The sequence below is a fragment of the Streptomyces sp. NPDC102437 genome (assembly GCF_044765565.1).
Classification (GTDB): Bacteria; Actinomycetota; Actinomycetes; order Streptomycetales; family Streptomycetaceae; genus Streptomyces.
Genome location: NZ_JBIWKI010000008.1, coordinates 114,560 through 133,075, shown reverse-complemented (window position 1 = coordinate 133,075; position 18,516 = coordinate 114,560). Strand labels below are relative to the sequence as shown.

Here is an 18,516-nt window from a genome sequence, read left to right as displayed (position 1 = left end):
CTCAGGACTGTCAACCTAAGGTTGACACATGGTGAATCCCGTACGCCCGACGCATCCCGTGCGCCTCGACGACCTGATCGAGGCCATCAAGAAGGTTCACACCGACGCCCTCGACCAGCTCTCGGACGCGGTGATCGCCGCGGACCACCTCGGTGACGTGGCCGACCATCTGATCGGCCATTTCGTGGACCAGGCCCGGCGCTCCGGCGCCTCCTGGACCGACATCGGCAAGAGCATGGGGGTGACCAGGCAGGCCGCCCAGAAGCGGTTCGTGGCCAAGGACCCCGGCGAGGTGTCGGATCTCGACCCCAGTCAGGGGTTCAGCCGCTTCACCCCACGGGCCAAGAACGTCGTGATGGCCGCGCAGAACGAGGCCCGTACGGCACACAACGACGAGGTGGGCACCGCGCACCTGGCCCTGGGGCTGCTCAGCGAGCCGGAAGGACTGGCCGCTGCGTTCGTCAAGGCCCAGGGCATTTCCCTGGAGGACGTCCGCCGGGCCGCCACCGAGGCGCTGCCGCCGGCCGCGGCCGGCGAGCTGCCGGAGTTGATCCCGTACGACGCCGGGGCCCGCAAGGCGCTGGAACTGACGTTCCGGGAGGCCCTTCGGATGGGCCACAACTACATCGGCACCGAGCACATCCTGCTCGCGCTGCTGGAACAGGAGGACGGTGCGGGAGTGCTGACAGGTCTCGGCATCGACAAGGCGGCCGCCGAGGCCGCCATCGCCGAGGCCCTCACCCTGCTCACCACCCCGGAGGAGAACGACTGAGCGGGGCGGCGCCGGCCGTCGTGTGACGGCGGCCGGTGCGCGGCCTCCCCGCGCCGGTCGCGGCGAATTCCGGCCGGTACGCGGCGATCCGGGCGGCGAGGCCATGGCGCCCCCGCTGCCGCGGAAATGGCGCGCGGAGCGGGTGGCCCCCCGCTCGTGGACCGTACGTCGACCAGGGACTCCGGTCCCGCTGACCAGGGACTCCCGCTCCTGTCGGCCTGGGCCTCCCGTCGCTGGAGGGGGCGCGGACCGCGGATTGCCGGCCGTCTCGGCGGGCGGTCAGCGGACTCCCGCTTCGAGCCTGAGGCTCCAGCGGCCCGGCATTCCGGTGAGAGTGACCGTGGAGAGCGGCCCGACATCCACGTTCCAGTACGTCGACGGCGGGGCCTTGAGCGCGTACACGAGCGCGGCCCGGACGACCGCCGGTTCGGCGACGGCGACGATGGCGCCGTCGCATGCGGGGCGGGTGTCCAGCCAGCCTCCTATCCGCGAGATGAACGCGAGCAGCGGTTCGCCGCCGTGCGGGGCTGAGCGCGGATCCGCGAGCCAGGCGTCGACCGCCGCGGGTTCGCACGCCGTGACATCGGCGAGGGTGCAGCCCCGCCAGCGGCCCATGTCGCAGTCGCGCAGGGCCGGCTGGACGAGCGGGGCGAAGCCGAGTGCGTCGCCGGTGGCGCGGCTGCGCGGCGTCGGCGAGCAGTAGCGCAGCTCGGCGGCGCCCAGCGGCATGAGGGCGGGCGCGGCGAGCTGTATCTCGTACAGACCGGTGTGGTCGAGCGGCCGGTCGTCGTCGAAGCGCTCGGCAAGCAGGGTGGAGCTGCGCGCCGCGGCGACCAACGAGACTCTGGAAGTCATGGCGGCGATCGTGGATCCGAACACTCTTCCGGTCAAGAGGGCCTCCACAAGTCCGTCCGACCCGGCCCGGGGCGAGGCGGATCCCGCAGCACCCGTCCCCGATTGGCTGGAACCATCCTTCTCAAGGGGCGCGCGGGCCGCCCCGGTCAGGGCCGGCGACCGCCCCCGGAACCGGTCAGAACTTCGCCGTAGGCGGTGCGCAGCCGACGGACCCCCCGGCGATCTCGGACTCCCCGACAGCCGCGGAGAGGCTCAGCCGGATCTGCGGGTACGGAGGTTCGGCCCAGAAGTACGGGCGGCCGGGCGCGATGGCGACGCCCGCGCGCACGGCCGCCGAGACCACCGCGGACTAGTCCGGCAGTCGTTTCGACCTTCCTCGGCCTGTACGTCTGGTACCGCGGGACGGCGGAGATCGGGGTGCCGCGGGCCGGCCGGCTCCAGCTGGGGCAGCCCCTGCCGACCCTGCTGTGGTCGTTCCTCCTGCTCGGCAAGACGGTCCCGGCGGCTGCGCCGGTGGCCGCGGTCGCGGTGCGTCTGCCTCGCGGCCCCCAGCGGGCGGTGCGTGACCGGCGGCCGCGGTGAGCGGTCCGTACTCCCCGGCGGTGAACTGTCCGTACTCCCCCACCGGGCGAAGTCGGCTTTCGGCCATAGACTTGTCGACATGGACCGCCACCCGTGAGGAGGTCAGTCCCGATGGAGGCACACACGGGCGACCGGCTGCTGATACACGGCAGGACCGTGGGGCAGCACGACAAGGTCGCAGAGATCGTCGAAGTGCTCGGGGCCGGGGGCACTCCCCCGTACCGCGTCCGCTTCGAGGACGGACACGAACACCTGGTTTCACCCGGTCCCGACAGCGTCGTACAGCACACCGAAACCCGGAAGCAGCCCTAGGAGACTCCGTAGCGGCCTCCGGCGTTCGGCACTGCTCTTCGCCACCGGGCCGGGGGCGGGCCGGCCCGTTCCCGGGCGGCCCGCCCCGATCACCCATCGCGTCCACTCCGCCCTTCGGTCAGCGGGGTGGGCGCGCCCTGTTGCGGTAGTGGTCGGCGACCACCCGGTCCATGCCCCCGATCCGGTCCACGACCACGTCCTTCCCGGAGAAGTAGACGTGACCGCGCACCTGGTCGTACCCGGCGGCGAAGTCGATGTGCCGGGACAGTTCGGCCGGGTCCTGCCAGGCGGCGGGCTGGGCGGGGTCACCGGCCTTGTAGAGCGCCTCCCCCACGAACAGGTCGACTTCCGTGCCGCGTACCACCTCGCTCCACCAGGGCACCAGTTTGGCGTAGTCGGCGGCGGCGAAGCCGATGTTCCAGTAGACCTGCGGGCAGATGTAGTCGATCCAGCCCTTCCGGACCCAGCCGCGGGTGTCGGCGTACAGATCGTCGTAGGTCTGCACCCCCGCCCTGGTGTCGGAGCCGAGCGGATCGGTCGCGGCGTTGCGCCACACCCCGAACGGGCTGATCCCGAACTGGACGTTCTTCTTGATCTTCTTGATCCGCTCGGCGGTCTCGCGCACCAGCTTGTCGGTGTTGCCGCGCCGCCAGGCGGCCTTGTCCGGGAAGCCCGCGCCGTACTTGGCGTACGTGGCGTCGTCGTCGAAGACCTGCCCGGCCACTGGGTACGGATAGAAGTAGTCGTCCCAGTGCACGGCGTCGATGTCGTAGCGGCGGACCGCGTCGAGCATCGCGTCCTGGACGAAGCGGCGGACCTCCGGAATCCCCGGGTTGTAGTAGAGCTTCCCGCCGTAGGGCAGGACCCAGTCGGGGTGCAGCCGGGCCGGGTGGTTGGCAGCCAGCCGGGACGGGTCGGTGTGGTTGGCGACCCGGTACGGGTTGAACCAGGCGTGCAGTTCCAGGCCTCGGCTGTGCGCCTCGCGGACGGCGGTGCCCAGCGGGTCCCAGCCGGGGTCCTTGCCCTGGACGCCGGTGAGGTACTGGGCCCACGGCTCGTACGGCGAGGGCCACAGCGCGTCGGCGGTCGGCCGGACCTGGAGGATGACGGTGTTCAGCCGCCGCTCGACGGCCTCGTCCAGGTACGCGGTCAGTTCGGCCTGCTGCGCGGCCGCCGTCAGGCCGGGCTTCGAGGGCCAGTCGAGATTGGCGACGGTGGCGACCCACATGCCGCGCAGCTCGCGCCGGGCGGCATGCCCGCGGCCGTAGCGCTCCGGCGCTCCGGTCCGCCGGGGCGGATCCGCGAAGGCGTCACCGGCCATGGGGACGGTGCTCACCATCCCCGCAACCACCCCGGCCGCCCCCGCAACAAAGCTTCTTCGGGCCATTTGCCGCATAAAGCTGCACCTGCCGTCTCTCTGTCATCGTCGCCATCGTCTGTCGCCCCTGTAATCAGGCGTAACGCAGAGCATGCCCGCCCCGGCCCACGATGACCCGTAGGCCGCGGAGTAACGTCGTGGCGTCGGGGCGGGCACCGGAATCAGACGGGAACCTGCGACACGCAGAACAGCGAAAGGCACGAGGTGACGGACTCTATGGCCGACATTGCACGCGTCGGAGTGGTGGGCTGTGGCCAGATGGGCGCGGGTATCGCGGAGGTGTGCGCGCGCAGCGGTCTTGAGGTCATGGTGGCCGAGACCACCGGAGAGGCGTTGGAGATCGGCCGCACCCGGCTGCACAACTCCCTCTCGAAGGCCGCCGAGCGCGGCAAGATCACAGCCGAGGAGCGCGACGAGACGCTCGCCCGGCTGAGCTTCACCACGGACCTCGGCGAGTTCGCCGACCGCGACCTCGTCATCGAGGCCGTCGTGGAGAACGAGCAGGTCAAGACCGAGATCTTCCAGGTGCTCGACCAGGTGGTGACCCGGCAGGACGCGATCCTCGCCTCGAACACCTCCTCCATCCCGCTGGTGAAGCTGGCCGTGGCGACCTCCCGCCCGGACCAGGTCATCGGCATCCACTTCTTCAACCCGGCCCCGGTGCAGAAGCTCGTCGAGCTGATCCCGGCGCTGACCACGTCCGACGAGACGGTGAAGCGCTCCGAGGCCCTGGTGCAGGACGTGCTCGGCAAGCACCCGATCCGCGCCCAGGACCGCTCCGGCTTCGTGGTCAACGCGCTGCTGATCCCGTACCTGCTCTCCGCGATCCGGATGTTCGAGTCGGGGATCGCCAGCCGTGAGGACATCGACAACGGCATGGAGCTCGGCTGCGCCCACCCCATGGGCCCGCTCAAGCTCGCCGATCTGATCGGTCTCGACACGGTGGCCTCGGTCGCCGACTCGATGTACGCCGAGTTCAAGGAGCCGCTGTACGCCGCTCCTCCGCTGCTCCAGCGCATGGTGGACGCGGGCAGGCTCGGCCGCAAGACGGGCTCCGGCTTCTACCCGTACTCCTGATCCTTCGTCGTGCCCGTACGGGGCCGGTCCGGGCGATCCCCGGCCGGCCGCGTACGCGGTTGTGCGTGGCCGCGCCTCCGTGCGGCGCCTCACCCCAGCCGTAACCGGCGGCCGGGATGTCGCCTCGGGCGATCATGTCGGGCACCAGCTGTATCCACTCGCGGCGCGAGGACTCGAAGGCGTCGCTGGGCGGGCCGGTCCAGCAGGCCTTCTCGGACCAGTAGAGGTGGTGCCGGGCGTCGGTGAGGCCGTTTTCGACGGTTCCACGGTCAGCAGCGGGCGCAGCGGCCCGGGGCGCCAGCCGGTCTCCTCCTCCATCCTGCGGGCGGCGGCCGCCGCGATGTGGTCGAGATGGCTGCCGTCAGGGACGACCTCGTCTGCCGGATCGACCCGGAACCAGCGATCTTCATACACGGTTTGTTCGTTCAGGTTCGTCCATTGCACGGTTCTGCCACCTTTTGGCAAGTAGGTGGCAACATCGCAGCAGGAACGGCATCGGAACGGAACGTACCGGTCTCCGCGAAGTACGAGCCGAACCACCGCGCTCACAGCGGTACGCGCAACGCCCCCTCGATCAGTTCGGCGGCCCGCCCCGCGTCGGCGCAGCCGCTCGCGACCAGGTCTCGCGCACGGCGCGCAGCCGGTCGCGCAGCCGCCGCGACTCCATGCCCGCGGCCTGCTCCGCCATCTCCACGGCGGTGGCCGCCGCCCGGTCCGCCTCGCTCTGGCGCAGCTCGATATGGGTCAGCATGGCCAGCCGGTGCACCCGCCCCCGGTCGTGCGCCGGGATCCGCACCGCCTCGGCCGCGTGCTCCCGGGCGGCCGGCAGATCGCCGATGCCGAGCAGCGCCTCGGCCACCTGCACATCGACCAGGCCCGGCTGGACGTACCCCGTCTCGTCCGGTTCCTGGCCCGGCCGGATGCGCCCGGCCTCCGACTCGGCCCGCCGGATGCACTCCCGGGCCCCGCTCGCGTCGCCGAGCCGGGCGTACGCCTTGGCCTGCATCGCGTACAGGTCGGCGGCGAGCGCCGGGCTGATGTGCCCGGTGGCGGCCCGCAGCGCCGCCTGCGCGAAGGCCACGGACTGCCGGTAGTCGGCGAGGTGGAGCGACTGGTTGACCAGCAGGGCGATCACATAGCCGCCGAGCCCCCGGTCCCCGCTCGCCTTGGCCAGCCGCAGCGCCTGGTGGAAGTAGCGCTGGGCGAGCCCGTGCGCGTCCGAGTCGTACGCGCAGATCCCCGCGACCGCCACCAGGCCGCCCGCCGCCCGGTACAGCCGGCGGCCCATCGCGTCGCTGTAGCCGCCGCGCAGCAGCGGGGCGGTCTCGGCGTTGAGGAAGCCGACGATGCGGGAACGGGTCGCGATTCCGCCTGCCCGGCGGTACATCAGTTCGTAGTGGGTGCGGGCCGCACGCAGGGTCTCTATGTCGGCCATGGAGACCCGGGTCGGCCCCTCGCGCGAGACGTCGGTGTCCTCCGGCGGGTTCTCCCACTCCCAGACCGGCATCACCGCCGTGGTGCCCGTGACGGCGGCGGGGTCGAGGGCCTGCGCGCGCTGCGCCTCGTCGCAGCGCCACAGCGCGGTGGCCCGCTCGACGAAGCCGGTGAGCGGGGAGCCGGGCACGGGCGAGCCGGTCCCCGGGGCCGCCATGCCGATGTCGTCCAGCAAGACGGGCCTGCTCAGCCGCTCGCCGAGCACTTCGCAGATCAGGTCGGGCACCCGGCCGCGCGGGCGCTGACCCTTCAGCCAGCGGGCCACCGCGGTGTGTTCGTAGCGCAGGCACAGTCCGCTCGGGCGGCCGGCCCGGTTGATGTGCGCGGCGAGACCCGCCCGGGAGACGCCCGCCTCCTCGATCAGGGCAGCCAGCAGAATGTTGGGCTCCGTTGCCCCCATGTGCCCCTCCGGTGGTTCGGCACGCCGAGGCGTGTCGCACCAGTGGAGCACGATTCACACGGGGTGTGAACGCAATGCCCGAACCGTCCCGCTGCGCACCCTGTTGCGCCGGTGCGCGGATGGGTTGAATCAGTCGTCTCGCAAGAGGCGGACGGGTCGTCTGCTCCCCCTCGTACAGTACGACGACCCGCAACCGCGCCGTCCGCCCTGCCGACCTGCCCGACACTCCGTGGCAGCGCGGACGGCGCCGGACCGCACGGCCCACTGCCCACGGATCGGAGGGTGGCTGCGGGATCGGCTCGGAGCCGGGTTCCCCCGGGCCGTGCCGGGGCCCGCGTGCGGTCCACGCCGTTCGGCGAGCACGGCAGGAGGGGCACATCCGGTCACCGGATGTGCCCCTCCTCGCCGTCTGTGCGCGGAAACGCTACGCGCCGCGCAGCACCGCGCCCGTCCGCTCGGCGGCCAGGGCCACCGCCGCGTCGCGCGCGGCCGAGGCCTCGTCCACGGTCAGCGTGCGGTCCGCCGCGCGGAAGCGCAGCGCGTACGCGAGCGACTTGCGGCCCGCACCGATCTGCTCACCGGTGAAGACGTCGAACAGCCGCACCGATTCGAGTAGTTCGCCCGCGCCCTCGTGCAGCGCCCGCTCCACGTCGGCGGCCGGGACGTTCTCCGCGACGATCAGCGCGACGTCCTGGGTCGCCACCGGGAAGGTGGAGATCCGCGGTGCCTGGAGCACGCCGTCGACGGCCTGCTCCAGGACGTCGAGCTCGACCTCCATGGCGCAGGTCCGCTCGGGCAGGTGGAGGTCCTTGACGACCCTCGGGTGCAGCTCACCGGCGTGACCGAACAGGGTCTCCTCACCGTTCACCGTGACGTACAGCGCGGCGCAGCGGCCCGGGTGCCACGGCGCGTGCCGGTCACTGCGCACGGTCACCTCGACACCGGCCTCGTGGGCGATGGTGCGGGCGGCCTCGATGGCGTCCGCCCAGTCGGCCGGGCGGCCCTTGCCCCACCAGCCGGCCTGCTCACGGGCGCCCGCGAGGACGACCGCGGCGCGGCGCGGCTGACGCGGCAGCGAGGCGTCGAGCCCGGCGATCTCCTCGGCGGTGGGACGGTGGTCGACGGGCAGCCGGACTGCCTTGGTCTCCGTGCCGGTGGGCCGGAAGACCAGGCCGGTCTCGAAGAGCGCGAGGTCGTGGCTGCCGCGGCCGTCGTTGCGCCGCAGTGCGCCGAGCAGGCCCGGCAGCAGCGTGGTGCGCAGCGCCGGCTCCTCGTCGGAGAGCGGGTTGACGAGCTTGACGGTGCGCCGGCGGGCGTCCTCGGCGTCGAGCCCGAGCTGGTCGAGCGCCGCCTCACCGATGAACGGGTAGTTCAGCGCCTCGACGTAGCCGGCTCCGGCGAGCGCCCGGCCGACCCTGCGGTACAGCCGCTGGCGGTCGGTGAGCCCGCGGCCGGACGGCGGGGTCGGGAGGGTGGACGGGAGGTTCTCGTAGCCCTCCAGGCGGATGACCTCTTCGGCGAGGTCGTTCGGCTCGCTGAGGTCGGGGCGCCACGACGGCACGGTGACGATCAGCTCGTCCTGCCCGTAGACGTCGCAGCCGACCTCCTGGAGGCGGCGCACGACGGTCTCGCGGCCGTACTCGACACCGGCCACCTTGTCGGGGTGATTCGCGGGCATCGCGATGGTGCGGGGCGCCGAGGGTGCGCTGATCTCGGTGACCCCGGCCTCGGCGGTGCCGCCGGCGAGCAGCACCAGCAGGTCGACGGTGCGCTGTGCGGCGGCCGCGGCGGCCTGCGGGTCGGATCCGCGCTCGAAGCGCTTGGACGCCTCGGAGGACAGCTTGTGGCGGCGCGCGGTCCGGGCGATCGAGATCGCGTCGAAGTGCGCGGCCTCGATGACGACCTCGGCGCTGTGGTGCTCGCCGTCGACGTCCGCGATCTCGGTGTTGGCACCGCCCATGACGCCCGCGAGGCCGATCGGCCCGCGGTTGTCCGTGATGACCAGGTCCTCGGCGTCCAGGACGCGGACCGTGCCGTCGAGGGTGGTGAGCTTCTCGCCCTGCTGGGCGCGGCGCACCCCGATCGGCCCGTCGACGCGGGTGCGGTCGTAGGCGTGCAGCGGCTGGCCGAGTTCCAGCATCACGTAGTTGGTGATGTCGACGGCGAGCGAGATCGGACGCATCCCGGCCTTCTGCAGGCGGCGCTGCAGCCAGATCGGGGAGCGGGCCTCGGGCTGGAGGCCGACCACGGTGCGCGCGGTGAACTTGTCGCAGCCGATCGGGTCGGCGACCTTGACCGGGTAGCCGTACGCGTTCGGCGCGGGCACGTCCAGCAGCGCCGGGTCGCGCAGCGGCAGCCCGTACGCGATGGCGGTCTCGCGGGCGACGCCGCGCATGGAGAGGCAGTAGCCGCGGTCCGGCGTGACGGCGATGTCCAGGACCTCGTCGACGAGCTGGAGCAGCTCGATCGCGTCGGTGCCCACCTCGTGCTCCGGCGGCAGCACGATGATGCCGTGTGTGCCGTCGTCGCCCATGCCGAGCTCGTCGGTGGAGCAGATCATGCCGTGCGAGGTCTTGCCATACGTCTTGCGGGCGGCGATCGCGAAGTCACCGGGCAGCACGGCGCCCGGGAGGACCACGACGACCTTGTCGCCGACGGAGAAGTTACGGGCGCCGCAGACGATCTCCTGCGGCTCGCCGGTGCCGTTGGCGCTGCCGACGTCGACCGTGCAGAAGCGGATGGGCTTCTTGAAGCCCTCCAGCTCCTCGATGGTCAGTACCTGTCCGACGACCAGCGGGCCCTTGAGGCCGGCGCCGATCTGCTCGACGGTCTCGACCTCCAGACCCACGGCGACGAGCTTGGCCTGTACGTCACGGCCGGTCTCCGTCGCCGGCAGGTCGACGTACTCCCGCAGCCAGGAAAGCGGGACGCGCATCAGATCTCCATCCCGAACGGCCGGGTGAACCGGACGTCACCCTCGACCATGTCTCGCATGTCTTCTACGTTGTGGCGGAACATCAGCATCCGTTCGATGCCGAACCCGAAGGCGAATCCGCTGTACTTCTGGGGGTCGACGCCGCAGGCGATGAGCACCTTGGGGTTGACCATGCCGCAGCCGCCGAGCTCGATCCAGCCCTCGCTGCCGCAGGTGCGGCAGGGGCGGTCAGGGTTGCCGACGGACGCGCCGCGGCAGACGAAGCAGACCATGTCCATCTCGGCGGACGGCTCGGTGAACGGGAAGAAGTTGGGCCGCAGCCGGGTCTTCATGTCCGGGCCGAAGAGCGCCTGGACCATGTGGTCGAGGGTGCCCTTGAGGTCGGCCATGGTGAGGCCCTCGTCGACGGCCAGCAGCTCGATCTGGTGGAAGACCGGGGTGTGCGTCGCGTCGAGCTCGTCGGTGCGGTAGACGCGGCCGGGGCAGACGACGTAGACCGGCGGTTCCCGGTCGAGCAGGGAGCGGGCCTGGACCGGCGAGGTGTGGGTTCGCAGCACGACCCCGGACTCGTCGTTCCTGGCGCCGTCGGGGCCCTGGACGAAGAAGGTGTCCTGCATCTGCCGGGCCGGGTGGTCGGGCACGAAGTTCAGGGCGTCGAAGTTGAACCACTCCGCCTCGACCTCGGGGCCCTCGGCGACCTCGTAGCCCATGGCCACGAAGACGTCCGCGACGCGCTCCATGATGGTCGTCAGCGGGTGGCGGGCGCCGGCCGGGGTGCGGTCGTAGGGCAGCGTGACGTCCACCGCCTCCTCGACCAGCACGCGGGCGTCCCGCTCGGCCTCCAGCTCCGCCTGACGGGCGGCGAGGGCCTTGGAGACGGCGCCGCGGGCCTGGCCCACGCGCTTGCCCGCCTCGGCCTTGGCCTGCGGCGGCAGTGCGCCGATCTCGCGGTTGGCGAGCGACAGCGGGGAGGTACCCCCGGTGTGCGCGGTCTTCGCCTGGGCGAGCGCGTCGAGGTCACCGGCGGCGGCGAAGGCGGCGAACGCCTCGTCCCGCATGCGCTCGATCTCTTCCGGTTTCAGTGCCTCGACCTCGACTGGGTCGTACGACTTGTTCGGTGCCGACATCTCTTCCCGTGCTTCCGATTGGCTGATACTGCGCTTACCGGGGAAAGGCCCCGGACCCCCATGGCCCCGATCGACGACTGGAGGACGCAAAGGTGCCAAAGGTCGAGTCTACGGGCCACAGGATGTGTGGGAGGCCCGTGGGCCCGCTCAGACCAGGTAGGCCGGCGTGCTCACGGGCAGGATAAATCGGAATTCCGCGCCGCCGCCGGGGCCGCGGCCGACCGTGATCGTGCCGCCGTGCGCCTCGACGATGCCCTTGACGATGTAGAGGCCCAGGCCCGTGCCGCCGCGCTTGCTCCCCCGCCAGAAGCGGGTGAAGACACGGCCCATCGACTCCTCGGGGATGCCGGGGCCTTCGTCGCTCACGGTGACCGCCGTTCCCTTCTCGTCGCTCTTCGCGGGTGCGGGTGCGACTTCAATGCTGACGGTTCCCTCGCCGTGGCGCACCGCGTTTTCCAGCAGGTTGCCGAGCACCTGGTCGACCTTGTCCGGGTCGGCCCAGACCGCGGGCAGCGGCTGGCAGGTGCGGACGAGGAAGCGGTCGGGGTTCTGGCCGGTCGCGGTGAGGGCCTGGACGTGGCGTTCGACGGCGAGGGAGAGGTCCACCGGCTGGCGCCGCAGCTCCAGGCGTCCGGAGTCGATCCGGGAGATGTCGAGCAGTTCGGCGATGAGCCGGGTGACGCGGCCCGCGTCGGCGTCGACCGTCTCCAGCATCAGCCGCTTCTGGTCGTCGGTGAACCGCTCCCACTTGGCGAGGAGGGTCGCGGTGAAGCCCTTGACCGAGGTCAGCGGGGAGCGCAGCTCATGGGCGACCGTGGCGATCAGCTCGGCGTGGCTGCGTTCGTTGCGGCGGCGGGCCTCGGTGCCGCGCAGCGAGACCACCACCCGGCGCACCGGTCCGGTCGGGTGCTCGCGCACGTAGCGGGCGGAGACCAGGACCTCCCGGCCGCCGGGCAGCAGCAGATTCCGTTCGGGCTGGCCGACCCGGGTGGCGAGGCCCCCGTACGGGTCGGTCAGGGCCCACCAGCGGCGGCCCTTGAGGTCCTCCAGCGGCAGTACGTGCTCCAGAGAGCGGCCGAGGGCGGCGGCGCGGGGCATCGCGGTGATCCGGGCGGCCGCGGCGTTGAAGCAGATGATCCGGCCGGTCCCGTCGGCGACGACCAGGCCGTCGGGCAGGTCGTCGGGATCGATCCCCGGGCCGACGGCCGGGGGCTCAAGGCTCTCGGCCGCGTCGTCCGCCGCGTCGGCGGATTCGGCGCGCACGACGGCGGCATGTGTCTCGCGCGGCGTGCTCATGCCGACAGCCATATCCCGTACCCCACCTCTCGAACCGGTGCAGTGGGCCCCCGAGTTCGCCACCCTACTAGTCGTCGGTGACGCGGCGACACCCTGCGTTGTCACCGCGGGCGCTGGGCCCTCGCGGAGGCGTACAGGCACACGGCCGCCGCCGTCGCCAGGTTGAGGCTCTCCGCCTTGCCGTGGATGGGCACCCGCACGACCGCGTCGGCCAGGGCCCGGGTCTCCTCCGGCAGGCCCCAGGCCTCGTTGCCGAAGACCCAGGCGGTCGGCCCGCCCATGGTGCCCGCGTCGAGCTCGTCGTCCAGGTCGTCGTCGCCCGCGCCGTCGGCGGCGAGGATCCGTACGCCCGCCGCCCGCAGCCCCTGCACGGCCTGCTCGACCGGGACGCCGACGGCGACCGGCAGATGGAAGAGCGAACCGACCGAGGCCCGGACGGACTTGGGGTTGTACAGGTCCACCGAGGCGTCGGTGAGCACGACGGCGTCGGCGCCCGCCGCGTCGGCGCAGCGCAGCACCGTCCCGGCGTTCCCGGGGTCGCGTACGTGGGCGAGGACGGCGACCAGTTTCGGCTTCGCGGCGAGGATCGCGTCGAACGGGGAATCGAGGAAGCGGCAGACGCCGATCAGGCCCTGCGGGGTGACGGTCTGCGAGACGTCGGCGAGCACGTCGCCGTCGGCGAGGTGCACCCGGGCGCCGGCCGCGTGGGCGGCGGAGACGATGTCGGCGTACCGCTCGGCCGCCTCGACGGTGGCGAACAGCTCGATCAGGGTCGGCTCGCCGTCGCTGCCGCGGTGCTCGGCGGCCTCGCGCACGGCCTGCGGCCCCTCGGCGATGAACCTGCGCTCCTTGCCGCGGAAGTTGCGCTTGGCCAGCCGCCGGGCGGCGGTGACGCGCGGCGATCGCGGGGAGATCAGTTCGGGGGTGCCCATGGTCGGCGGCGAGCCTCTCTGCGTACGGAGGTGGCGGACGTACGGAATGCGTCGTGCAACGCACCGGACCCGCAGACGGCATGCGCCTGCGGGTCCGGAACGGAAGACAGTGCGACCTGGATCAGGCGGCCTTCGGGGCGTTGACGTCGCTCGGGAGGGCCTTCTGGGCAACCTCGACGAGGGCGGCGAACGCGTTGCTGTCGTTGACCGCGAGCTCGGCCAGGATCTTGCGGTCCACCTCGATGTTGGCGGCCTTCAGACCCTGGATGAGGCGGTTGTACGTCATGCCGTTCTGGCGGGCAGCGGCGTTGATGCGCTGGATCCACAGCTGACGGAAGTCGCCCTTGCGCTTCTTGCGGTCGTTGTAGTTGTAGACGAGGGAGTGGGTGACCTGCTCCTTCGCCTTGCGGTACAGGCGGGAGCGCTGACCGCGGTAGCCGCTGGCCTGCTCGAGGATTGCCCGGCGCTTCTTGTGAGCGTTTACTGCCCGCTTGACGCGTGCCACTTTTTAACTCCTTGTAGCGGGGCTGGTGTTCGTGGTGTCGACTCACCCAGCCCGGAAACGAATTGGTCCCGGTCTCGAATGCGCCGCCCGCGGATTCGCCGCGGGCCGCGGACTCACTTGCCGAGAAGCTTCTTGATCTTCTTGGCGTCGGACGGAGCCACTACGACCGTGCCGGTCAGCGAGCGGGTCTTCTTGGACGACTTGTGCTCAAGAAGGTGGCGCTTGCCTGCGCGCTCACGGAGCACCTTGCCGGAGCCGGTGATCTTGAAGCGCTTGCTGGCACCGCTGTGCGTCTTGTTCTTCGGCATCGCGCCGTTCTCTCCTCGTCAGTGGCGCCCCTCGCGGTGCGGGCACCGGGCAGCAGGGGCGTCAGATCTTGGTGGGAATTCCGGGGAGACCCGGGGCCGCCTGGATGGCGGCCCCCTGAGGTCAGGCCTCGGAAGGTGTGTCGGCCGGAGCCTCGGGCTGCGCTTCGGCAGCCTCACCCGCGGCCTCGGCGTCGGGGGTGGAACCCTGACGCCCCGCCTTGCGGGCGGCCTGGGCCTCGCGGGCCTCGGCCATGGCTTCGGTCTTCTTCTTGTGCGGGCCCAGAACCATGATCATGTTCCGGCCGTCCTGCTTCGGGTTGGACTCGATGAAGCCGAGTTCCTCCACGTCCGAAGCCAGACGCTGGAGCAGTCGGAAGCCCAGCTCGGGGCGGGACTGCTCACGACCACGGAACATGATCGTGATCTTGACCTTGTCGCCCTGCTTGAGGAACCGGACGACGTGACCCTTCTTGGTGTCATAGTCGTGCGGGTCGATCTTCGGCCGGAGCTTCATCTCCTTGATGACCGTGTGCGCCTGGTTCTTGCGCGCCTCACGGGCCTTCATGGCCGACTCGTACTTGAACTTCCCGTAGTCCATGAGCTTGCACACGGGCGGACGGGCGGTCGCCGCCACCTCGACCAGGTCGAGGTCGTACTCCTGTGCGAGTTCCAGGGCCTTGGCAAGCGGAACAATCCCGACCTGCTCGCCGCTGGGACCGACAAGTCGCACCTCGGGAACGCGAATCCGGTCGTTGATGCGGGGCTCGGCGCTGATGGATCCTCCTCGGTAGCACCACGCGGCCGCCTGGCGGACAGCCACGTAACGTCTGTTTCGTGAGACCAACCGCACCAGTGCAATAAAAATGCCCCGGACGGGACACAGGCGGGGCTCCTGGAACAACCGGAACCACCGCGGTCAACCGCGGGGCGCATCGGGCGGCCCCATCGTCCGTACGGAACGATGGTCACCGCCTGACCGGATGACCCGCCGTCCCGAAGGACGGTCAGGTGGGAGATCGGAGCCTCCACTTGTGGGCCGGGCACATAGCTGCCCAGCCGGTCGTTACACAAGGTTAGCAGCTCCCCCGGGCGGACGCTAACCGGCTCTCGCCCGGTGCTCCCGCGGACGGGGCGGCAGCTGCGTGGGCCTATCGTATGGCGCATGAGTGACGCGACCCCCACCAGTGATTCCCCCGGCTTCGACGACATGACCCGCGACATCGCGGAGGTGCCAGCGGTCGAGGTGATCGTGACGGTCGCGGTCAATCTGATGAGCGCCGCCGCCGTGAAGCTCGGGCTGACCGAGGACGGCGACGAGCACAAGGACCTCGACGAGGCCCGCAAGCTGGTGCACGCGCTGGCCGGGCTGCTGGACGCCAGCACCACCGAGATCAGCTCCTTCCACGCGGCCCCGCTGCGGGACGGCCTGAAGTCGCTGCAGCTCGCGTTCCGCGAGGCGTCGCTCGTGCCGGACGAGCCCGGTCAGGGCCCCGGCGAGAAGTACACCGGCCCCGTCTTCGGCTGAGCCCCTCCCCGTTTCTGCTCCTTCGACGCGATCGAGTCCCCTGCCCGGGTGGGCAGGGGACTCGATCGCGTTGCGGCGCGGTCAGCGCGTGAAGAGCGGCTCGCCCGGTGCGACGGCGTCGGCCGGCAGCAGCGCCAGGTCCAGGCCACGCACCAGGCGGGCGCGCAGGACCTCGTCGGCCGCCAGCACTTCCGCGACCCGGCGGGCCGCTTCGGCGGGGTCGGTGCCGGGCGCGAGGACCAGGGCGAGGGTGCCGTCGGCCCGGCCGGGCCCGAGGTGGGCGCGGAGCACCGAGGGCTCGCCGGCGACCGCGTCGCGCACCGCCGAGGTGACGGCGGGGTCGTCGAGCGGGTCGGCGCTGGTGCGGCCCTCGGCGAGGGCGAGCAGCGCGGAGCCGGTCAGCTCGAACGCGACCGGGCCGGCGAGATCGAGGACGACCGTGTCCGCCTTCTCGTGCGCGGCGGCCTGCAGCGCCTGGTGCAGGGGTACGGCGACGGGGCGTGCCTGCGGATCCCAGCGGGCCAGCGTGTCGGTCGAGGTGAAGGCGGGCAGGGCCCGCCGGTCCCCGGCCTGGAGGGTGGGGACGGCCATGTCGCTGGTCTTCTCGCGACGCAGCCCGTTCTCGTCTTCTTCCACTTGCCCCAGCACGGCGACGACCGGGACGAGGAGCCGGGCGCCCTTGAGGGCTTCGAGTACCGGGCCGACGGCCTTGCGGTCCTCGGCCCAGGCCGCCAGGGCCGCTGCCAGTGCCGGGTCGGCCGTGCCGTCGTCGTCGGAGTATCCGGGGTCCGGAATGTTCTTCTGCGCCACGGGGCGAGCCTAGTCCCTGGGCCGTGCCCCCCTGCCGACAGGTCCGTACCGCCGCCCCGTCCGTACGGGCACGGGTGCGGGGCGCTCAGCCCCGTACGGTGACGAAGCCCCGGCCCCTGCCGCGCCAGAGCACCACGGCCAGGGCCAGCAGGACTGCTCCCAGACCGCCCGCGCCCGCCGCGAGCCAGCCCGCGGCGCCGTTCTCGTGCTGCTCGGGGGTGGGACCGGAGCCGAAGTATCGCTTCCGGTAACCGGTCTCGGTGGATTCGGCGTGCAGTCCGGTGGGGCGGACCGCGGCGCCGGCCTCGATCGCCGCGGCGGGGTCGACGATGCCGTACCCCCGGGCGTCGTCCCGGCCGGACGCCGGGGCGCTGCGGGCCGTGTCCGCGAGGAGCTTCTTGATCTGGGCGGGCGTCAGCCCCGGGTGCGCGGCGCGGACCAGCGCGACGGCGCCGGAGACGAACGCGGAGGCGGCCGAGGTCCCCCACTCCACGTAGTACTGCCCGTCGGGCGCGGCGACGACGATGTCGACGCCTGGTGCGCTGACGGTGGCGTACCAGCGGCGGGTGGAGAACGCGGCGTGGGTGCCGTACCGGTCGACGGCGGCGACCGCGATCACGCCGGGGTAGGCGGCGGGGTACGAGATGTGGTCGCCCTTCTCGCCGCCGTTGCCCGCGGAGGCCACGACGACGGCCCCCTTCTTCAGCGCGTACTGGATGGCGGCGTCCTCGCCCGGGTCGGGGTGCGCGGACTTGCTGTCGTCGCCGAGCGAGAGGTTGATGACGTCGGCGCCGTGGTCGGCGGCCCAGCGGATGCCGTCGGCGAGGGCCGTGCCGCGTGACTTCCGGGCCTTGGCGCGGGCCGGGTCGGAGGCTTCGAGGATCACCCGGACCGGGAGGATCTTCACCTCGGGCGCGATGCCGAGCACGCCGTCGCTGCGCCCCGTCCCATGGCCGTGACCTGCGATGATGCCTGCCATCGCGGTGCCGTGGCGGGCCCAGGAGCGGTCACCTCGGCCCGCGCCGAAGCCGATCATGTCCTTGCCGGGCAGTACTTGGCCGGACAGATCGGGCAGGTTGCCGTCGACCCCGGTGTCGACGACGGCGACGGTGATTCCCTTGCCTTTCGTGGTCCGCCACGCCTGGTCGGTGTGGAGCGCCTGGAGACCCCACTGCTGGTCCCTGATGGCATCGGCCCTGGCCGGCACGGCGGGCAGGAGCGCGAACGCGGTGGCGGCGCAGACCGCGCCCAGGGCGCGGTGGCGGCGGGTGCGGCGGCTCATTCCGGTTTCTCCGTGAGGTCGGTGACGGTCCTGCGCAGACCACGCTCGATCCGGTCGGCGACGCCCTTGGCCTCGTGGCCGAGCCCGGCCTGGGCGGCGGCCATCGTGGCGTCCGCGGCCATGGCGCTGTCGACGGGCTGCGGGTCGGCGACGGTGCGCCCGTCGGCGAAGCCGGACACGGAGAACACGACGACGGGCACCTCGGTCAGTACGTGGACGGTCCAGCTGGCGCGCTGCCGGTCGCCGAATCCGGCGGCGACGGTGCCCTTGACGGGGTAGGTGCGGGGCATCAGGTCCGTGCGCCGGCCGAGATGCTGGTCGGCGAAGCGGGCGCTCAGCGCCTTCATCGCCGCTTCGTCGCCCTCGGTGAAGACCACCCCGACCGTGGTCACGCTGCTGGCGGTGGCGTCGGTGTAGGTGGCACGGAGCATACGCGCGCAGCCGACCGGGCCGAGAGTCCGGGCCAGCAGCGGGTCCAGGGCCTGGCGGCAGCCGCTGTCCGGGGCGACGGCGATCCGGGTCCAGACCCGGTCGGCGCCGCCGGGGCCCGCTCCGTCACCGGTCAGGGTGCGGGGGAAGAGGGTGTCCACGGGGACGTTGTGCCAGGCGGAGCGGCCCACGGTGTAGGCGCTGTGGGCGGCGGCGTCGGCCGAGGAGTCGCTGGTGAGCCAGGCGCCGGTGGCCGCGCCGCCGATCAGTCCGAGCCCGAGCACCACGCAGGCCGCCGCGGCCGCGGTCCTGGCGGGGTGCCGGGTACGGATCGGGCGCAGCCGGGTGGTGGTCTCGGCGGGTGTCTCGGGAGGGGGAACGCGGTACGGCTGCGGCTGTCGATAGGCGTGCGGGAAGGCGGGGGCCGGGCCGCCCGGTGACGGAACCGCTCCCGGGCGCGGAGTGAGGTCCACGGCACCGACGGGCCGCCGACGGGT

At 72.1% G+C, this 18,516-nt stretch carries 16 protein-coding genes and 4 pseudogenes; 5 read left to right on the top strand and 15 right to left on the bottom strand.

Features of this window, described 5'->3' with window-relative positions; translation table 11 throughout:
- The first annotated feature begins 28 nt into the window (after window positions 1–28).
- Window positions 29–772, top strand: coding sequence for a Clp protease N-terminal domain-containing protein (locus tag ACIRJP_RS12855; protein WP_404172004.1), 744 nt, complete (start codon window positions 29–31; stop codon window positions 770–772).
- A gap of 279 nt (window positions 773–1,051) precedes the next feature.
- On the opposite strand, the gene ACIRJP_RS12850 is transcribed toward ACIRJP_RS12855, so the two are convergent.
- Window positions 1,052–1,627 (bottom strand): histidine phosphatase family protein, encoded by a 576-nt coding sequence (locus tag ACIRJP_RS12850; RefSeq protein ID WP_404172001.1) that lies wholly within the window; start codon window positions 1,625–1,627, stop codon window positions 1,052–1,054.
- Between the two features lie 146 nt (window positions 1,628–1,773).
- Window positions 1,774–1,976: pseudogene (locus tag ACIRJP_RS12845) on the bottom strand (PLP-dependent aminotransferase family protein); the annotation flags it as partial.
- An 8-nt stretch (window positions 1,977–1,984) separates the two neighbouring features.
- On the opposite strand from ACIRJP_RS12845, the pseudogene ACIRJP_RS12840 reads away from it, so the two are divergent.
- Window positions 1,985–2,209 (top strand): annotated as a pseudogene (locus tag ACIRJP_RS12840) (EamA family transporter); the annotation flags it as partial.
- A gap of 111 nt (window positions 2,210–2,320) precedes the next feature.
- Window positions 2,321–2,521, top strand: coding sequence for a DUF1918 domain-containing protein (locus tag ACIRJP_RS12835; protein WP_351252444.1), 201 nt, complete (start codon window positions 2,321–2,323; stop codon window positions 2,519–2,521).
- Between the two features lie 118 nt (window positions 2,522–2,639).
- On the opposite strand, the gene ACIRJP_RS12830 is transcribed toward ACIRJP_RS12835, so the two are convergent.
- Window positions 2,640–3,917 carry a glycoside hydrolase family 10 protein gene (locus ACIRJP_RS12830; RefSeq protein WP_404171998.1) on the bottom strand — a complete coding sequence of 426 codons (1,278 nt, stop codon included), beginning with the start codon at window positions 3,915–3,917 and terminating at the stop codon, window positions 2,640–2,642.
- 198 nt (window positions 3,918–4,115) lie between these two features.
- On the opposite strand from ACIRJP_RS12830, the gene ACIRJP_RS12825 reads away from it, so the two are divergent.
- A complete protein-coding gene (locus ACIRJP_RS12825) occupies window positions 4,116–4,976 on the top strand; it encodes a 3-hydroxybutyryl-CoA dehydrogenase (protein ID WP_404171995.1) in 861 nt (286 codons plus the stop codon).
- A gap of 106 nt (window positions 4,977–5,082) precedes the next feature.
- On the opposite strand, the pseudogene ACIRJP_RS12820 reads toward ACIRJP_RS12825, so the two are convergent.
- The 9 genes and pseudogenes from ACIRJP_RS12820 to infC form a co-directional block, all read right to left on the bottom strand.
- Window positions 5,083–5,420 (bottom strand): annotated as a pseudogene (locus tag ACIRJP_RS12820) (NUDIX hydrolase); the annotation flags it as partial.
- Window positions 5,421–5,521: 101 nt separating this feature from the next.
- A pseudogene (locus ACIRJP_RS12815) lies at window positions 5,522–6,870 on the bottom strand (transcriptional regulator).
- Window positions 6,871–7,294: 424 nt separating this feature from the next.
- The gene (pheT, locus tag ACIRJP_RS12810; RefSeq protein ID WP_404171992.1) at window positions 7,295–9,805 is read right to left on the bottom strand and encodes a phenylalanine--tRNA ligase subunit beta; all 2,511 of its coding nucleotides are present in this window, start codon (window positions 9,803–9,805) and stop codon (window positions 7,295–7,297) included.
- Window positions 9,805–10,932, bottom strand: coding sequence for a phenylalanine--tRNA ligase subunit alpha (gene pheS / locus ACIRJP_RS12805; RefSeq protein WP_404171989.1), 1,128 nt, complete (start codon window positions 10,930–10,932; stop codon window positions 9,805–9,807). Before pheS ends, pheT begins: the two co-directional genes overlap by 1 nt.
- A gap of 147 nt (window positions 10,933–11,079) precedes the next feature.
- Window positions 11,080–12,240 (bottom strand): ATP-binding protein, encoded by a 1,161-nt coding sequence (locus ACIRJP_RS12800; RefSeq protein ID WP_404171985.1) that lies wholly within the window; start codon window positions 12,238–12,240, stop codon window positions 11,080–11,082.
- Between the two features lie 89 nt (window positions 12,241–12,329).
- The gene (locus tag ACIRJP_RS12795) at window positions 12,330–13,160 is read right to left on the bottom strand and encodes a TrmH family RNA methyltransferase (protein ID WP_404171982.1); all 831 of its coding nucleotides are present in this window, start codon (window positions 13,158–13,160) and stop codon (window positions 12,330–12,332) included.
- Between the two features lie 121 nt (window positions 13,161–13,281).
- On the bottom strand, window positions 13,282–13,665 hold the full coding sequence (gene rplT / locus ACIRJP_RS12790) for a 50S ribosomal protein L20 (protein ID WP_072484442.1): 384 nt from the start codon (window positions 13,663–13,665) through the stop codon (window positions 13,282–13,284).
- A 113-nt stretch (window positions 13,666–13,778) separates the two neighbouring features.
- Window positions 13,779–13,973, bottom strand: coding sequence for a 50S ribosomal protein L35 (rpmI, locus tag ACIRJP_RS12785; RefSeq protein ID WP_072484441.1), 195 nt, complete (start codon window positions 13,971–13,973; stop codon window positions 13,779–13,781).
- Window positions 13,974–14,094: 121 nt separating this feature from the next.
- Window positions 14,095–14,793 (bottom strand): translation initiation factor IF-3, encoded by a 699-nt coding sequence (infC, locus tag ACIRJP_RS12780; RefSeq protein WP_404171978.1) that lies wholly within the window; start codon window positions 14,791–14,793, stop codon window positions 14,095–14,097.
- 342 nt (window positions 14,794–15,135) lie between these two features.
- Between infC and ACIRJP_RS12775 the strand changes: the two genes are divergently transcribed.
- The gene (locus ACIRJP_RS12775) at window positions 15,136–15,498 is read left to right on the top strand and encodes a DUF1844 domain-containing protein (RefSeq protein WP_351252451.1); all 363 of its coding nucleotides are present in this window, start codon (window positions 15,136–15,138) and stop codon (window positions 15,496–15,498) included.
- Window positions 15,499–15,579: 81 nt separating this feature from the next.
- On the opposite strand, the gene ACIRJP_RS12770 is transcribed toward ACIRJP_RS12775, so the two are convergent.
- The 3 genes from ACIRJP_RS12770 to ACIRJP_RS12760 form a co-directional block, all read right to left on the bottom strand.
- Window positions 15,580–16,308: an SseB family protein gene (locus tag ACIRJP_RS12770; RefSeq protein WP_404171975.1), complete on the bottom strand. Its 729-nt coding sequence runs from the start codon at window positions 16,306–16,308 to the stop codon at window positions 15,580–15,582.
- A gap of 85 nt (window positions 16,309–16,393) precedes the next feature.
- On the bottom strand, window positions 16,394–17,590 hold the full coding sequence (mycP, locus tag ACIRJP_RS12765) for a type VII secretion-associated serine protease mycosin (RefSeq protein ID WP_404171972.1): 1,197 nt from the start codon (window positions 17,588–17,590) through the stop codon (window positions 16,394–16,396).
- Complete coding sequence (locus ACIRJP_RS12760) at window positions 17,587–18,492, bottom strand: hypothetical protein (protein ID WP_404172298.1); 906 nt, start codon at window positions 18,490–18,492, stop codon at window positions 17,587–17,589. Before ACIRJP_RS12760 ends, mycP begins: the two co-directional genes overlap by 4 nt.
- Window positions 18,493–18,516 lie beyond the last annotated feature (24 nt).

Excerpts from the sequence above, each read along its gene's own strand:
- ACIRJP_RS12855 (WP_404172004.1), top strand. The coding sequence starts at position 29 with ATGGTGAATCCCGTACGCCCGACGCATCCCGTGCGCCTCGACGACCTG.
- ACIRJP_RS12850 (WP_404172001.1), bottom strand. The coding sequence starts at position 1,627 with ATGACTTCCAGAGTCTCGTTGGTCGCCGCGGCGCGCAGCTCCACCCTG.
- ACIRJP_RS12835 (WP_351252444.1), top strand. The coding sequence starts at position 2,321 with ATGGAGGCACACACGGGCGACCGGCTGCTGATACACGGCAGGACCGTG.
- ACIRJP_RS12830 (WP_404171998.1), bottom strand. The coding sequence starts at position 3,917 with ATGCGGCAAATGGCCCGAAGAAGCTTTGTTGCGGGGGCGGCCGGGGTG.
- ACIRJP_RS12825 (WP_404171995.1), top strand. The coding sequence starts at position 4,116 with ATGGCCGACATTGCACGCGTCGGAGTGGTGGGCTGTGGCCAGATGGGC.
- pheT (WP_404171992.1), bottom strand. The coding sequence starts at position 9,805 with ATGCGCGTCCCGCTTTCCTGGCTGCGGGAGTACGTCGACCTGCCGGCG.
- pheS (WP_404171989.1), bottom strand. The coding sequence starts at position 10,932 with ATGTCGGCACCGAACAAGTCGTACGACCCAGTCGAGGTCGAGGCACTG.
- ACIRJP_RS12800 (WP_404171985.1), bottom strand. The coding sequence starts at position 12,240 with ATGGCTGTCGGCATGAGCACGCCGCGCGAGACACATGCCGCCGTCGTG.
- ACIRJP_RS12795 (WP_404171982.1), bottom strand. The coding sequence starts at position 13,160 with ATGGGCACCCCCGAACTGATCTCCCCGCGATCGCCGCGCGTCACCGCC.
- rpmI (WP_072484441.1), bottom strand. The coding sequence starts at position 13,973 with ATGCCGAAGAACAAGACGCACAGCGGTGCCAGCAAGCGCTTCAAGATC.
- ACIRJP_RS12775 (WP_351252451.1), top strand. The coding sequence starts at position 15,136 with ATGAGTGACGCGACCCCCACCAGTGATTCCCCCGGCTTCGACGACATG.
- mycP (WP_404171972.1), bottom strand. The coding sequence starts at position 17,590 with ATGAGCCGCCGCACCCGCCGCCACCGCGCCCTGGGCGCGGTCTGCGCC.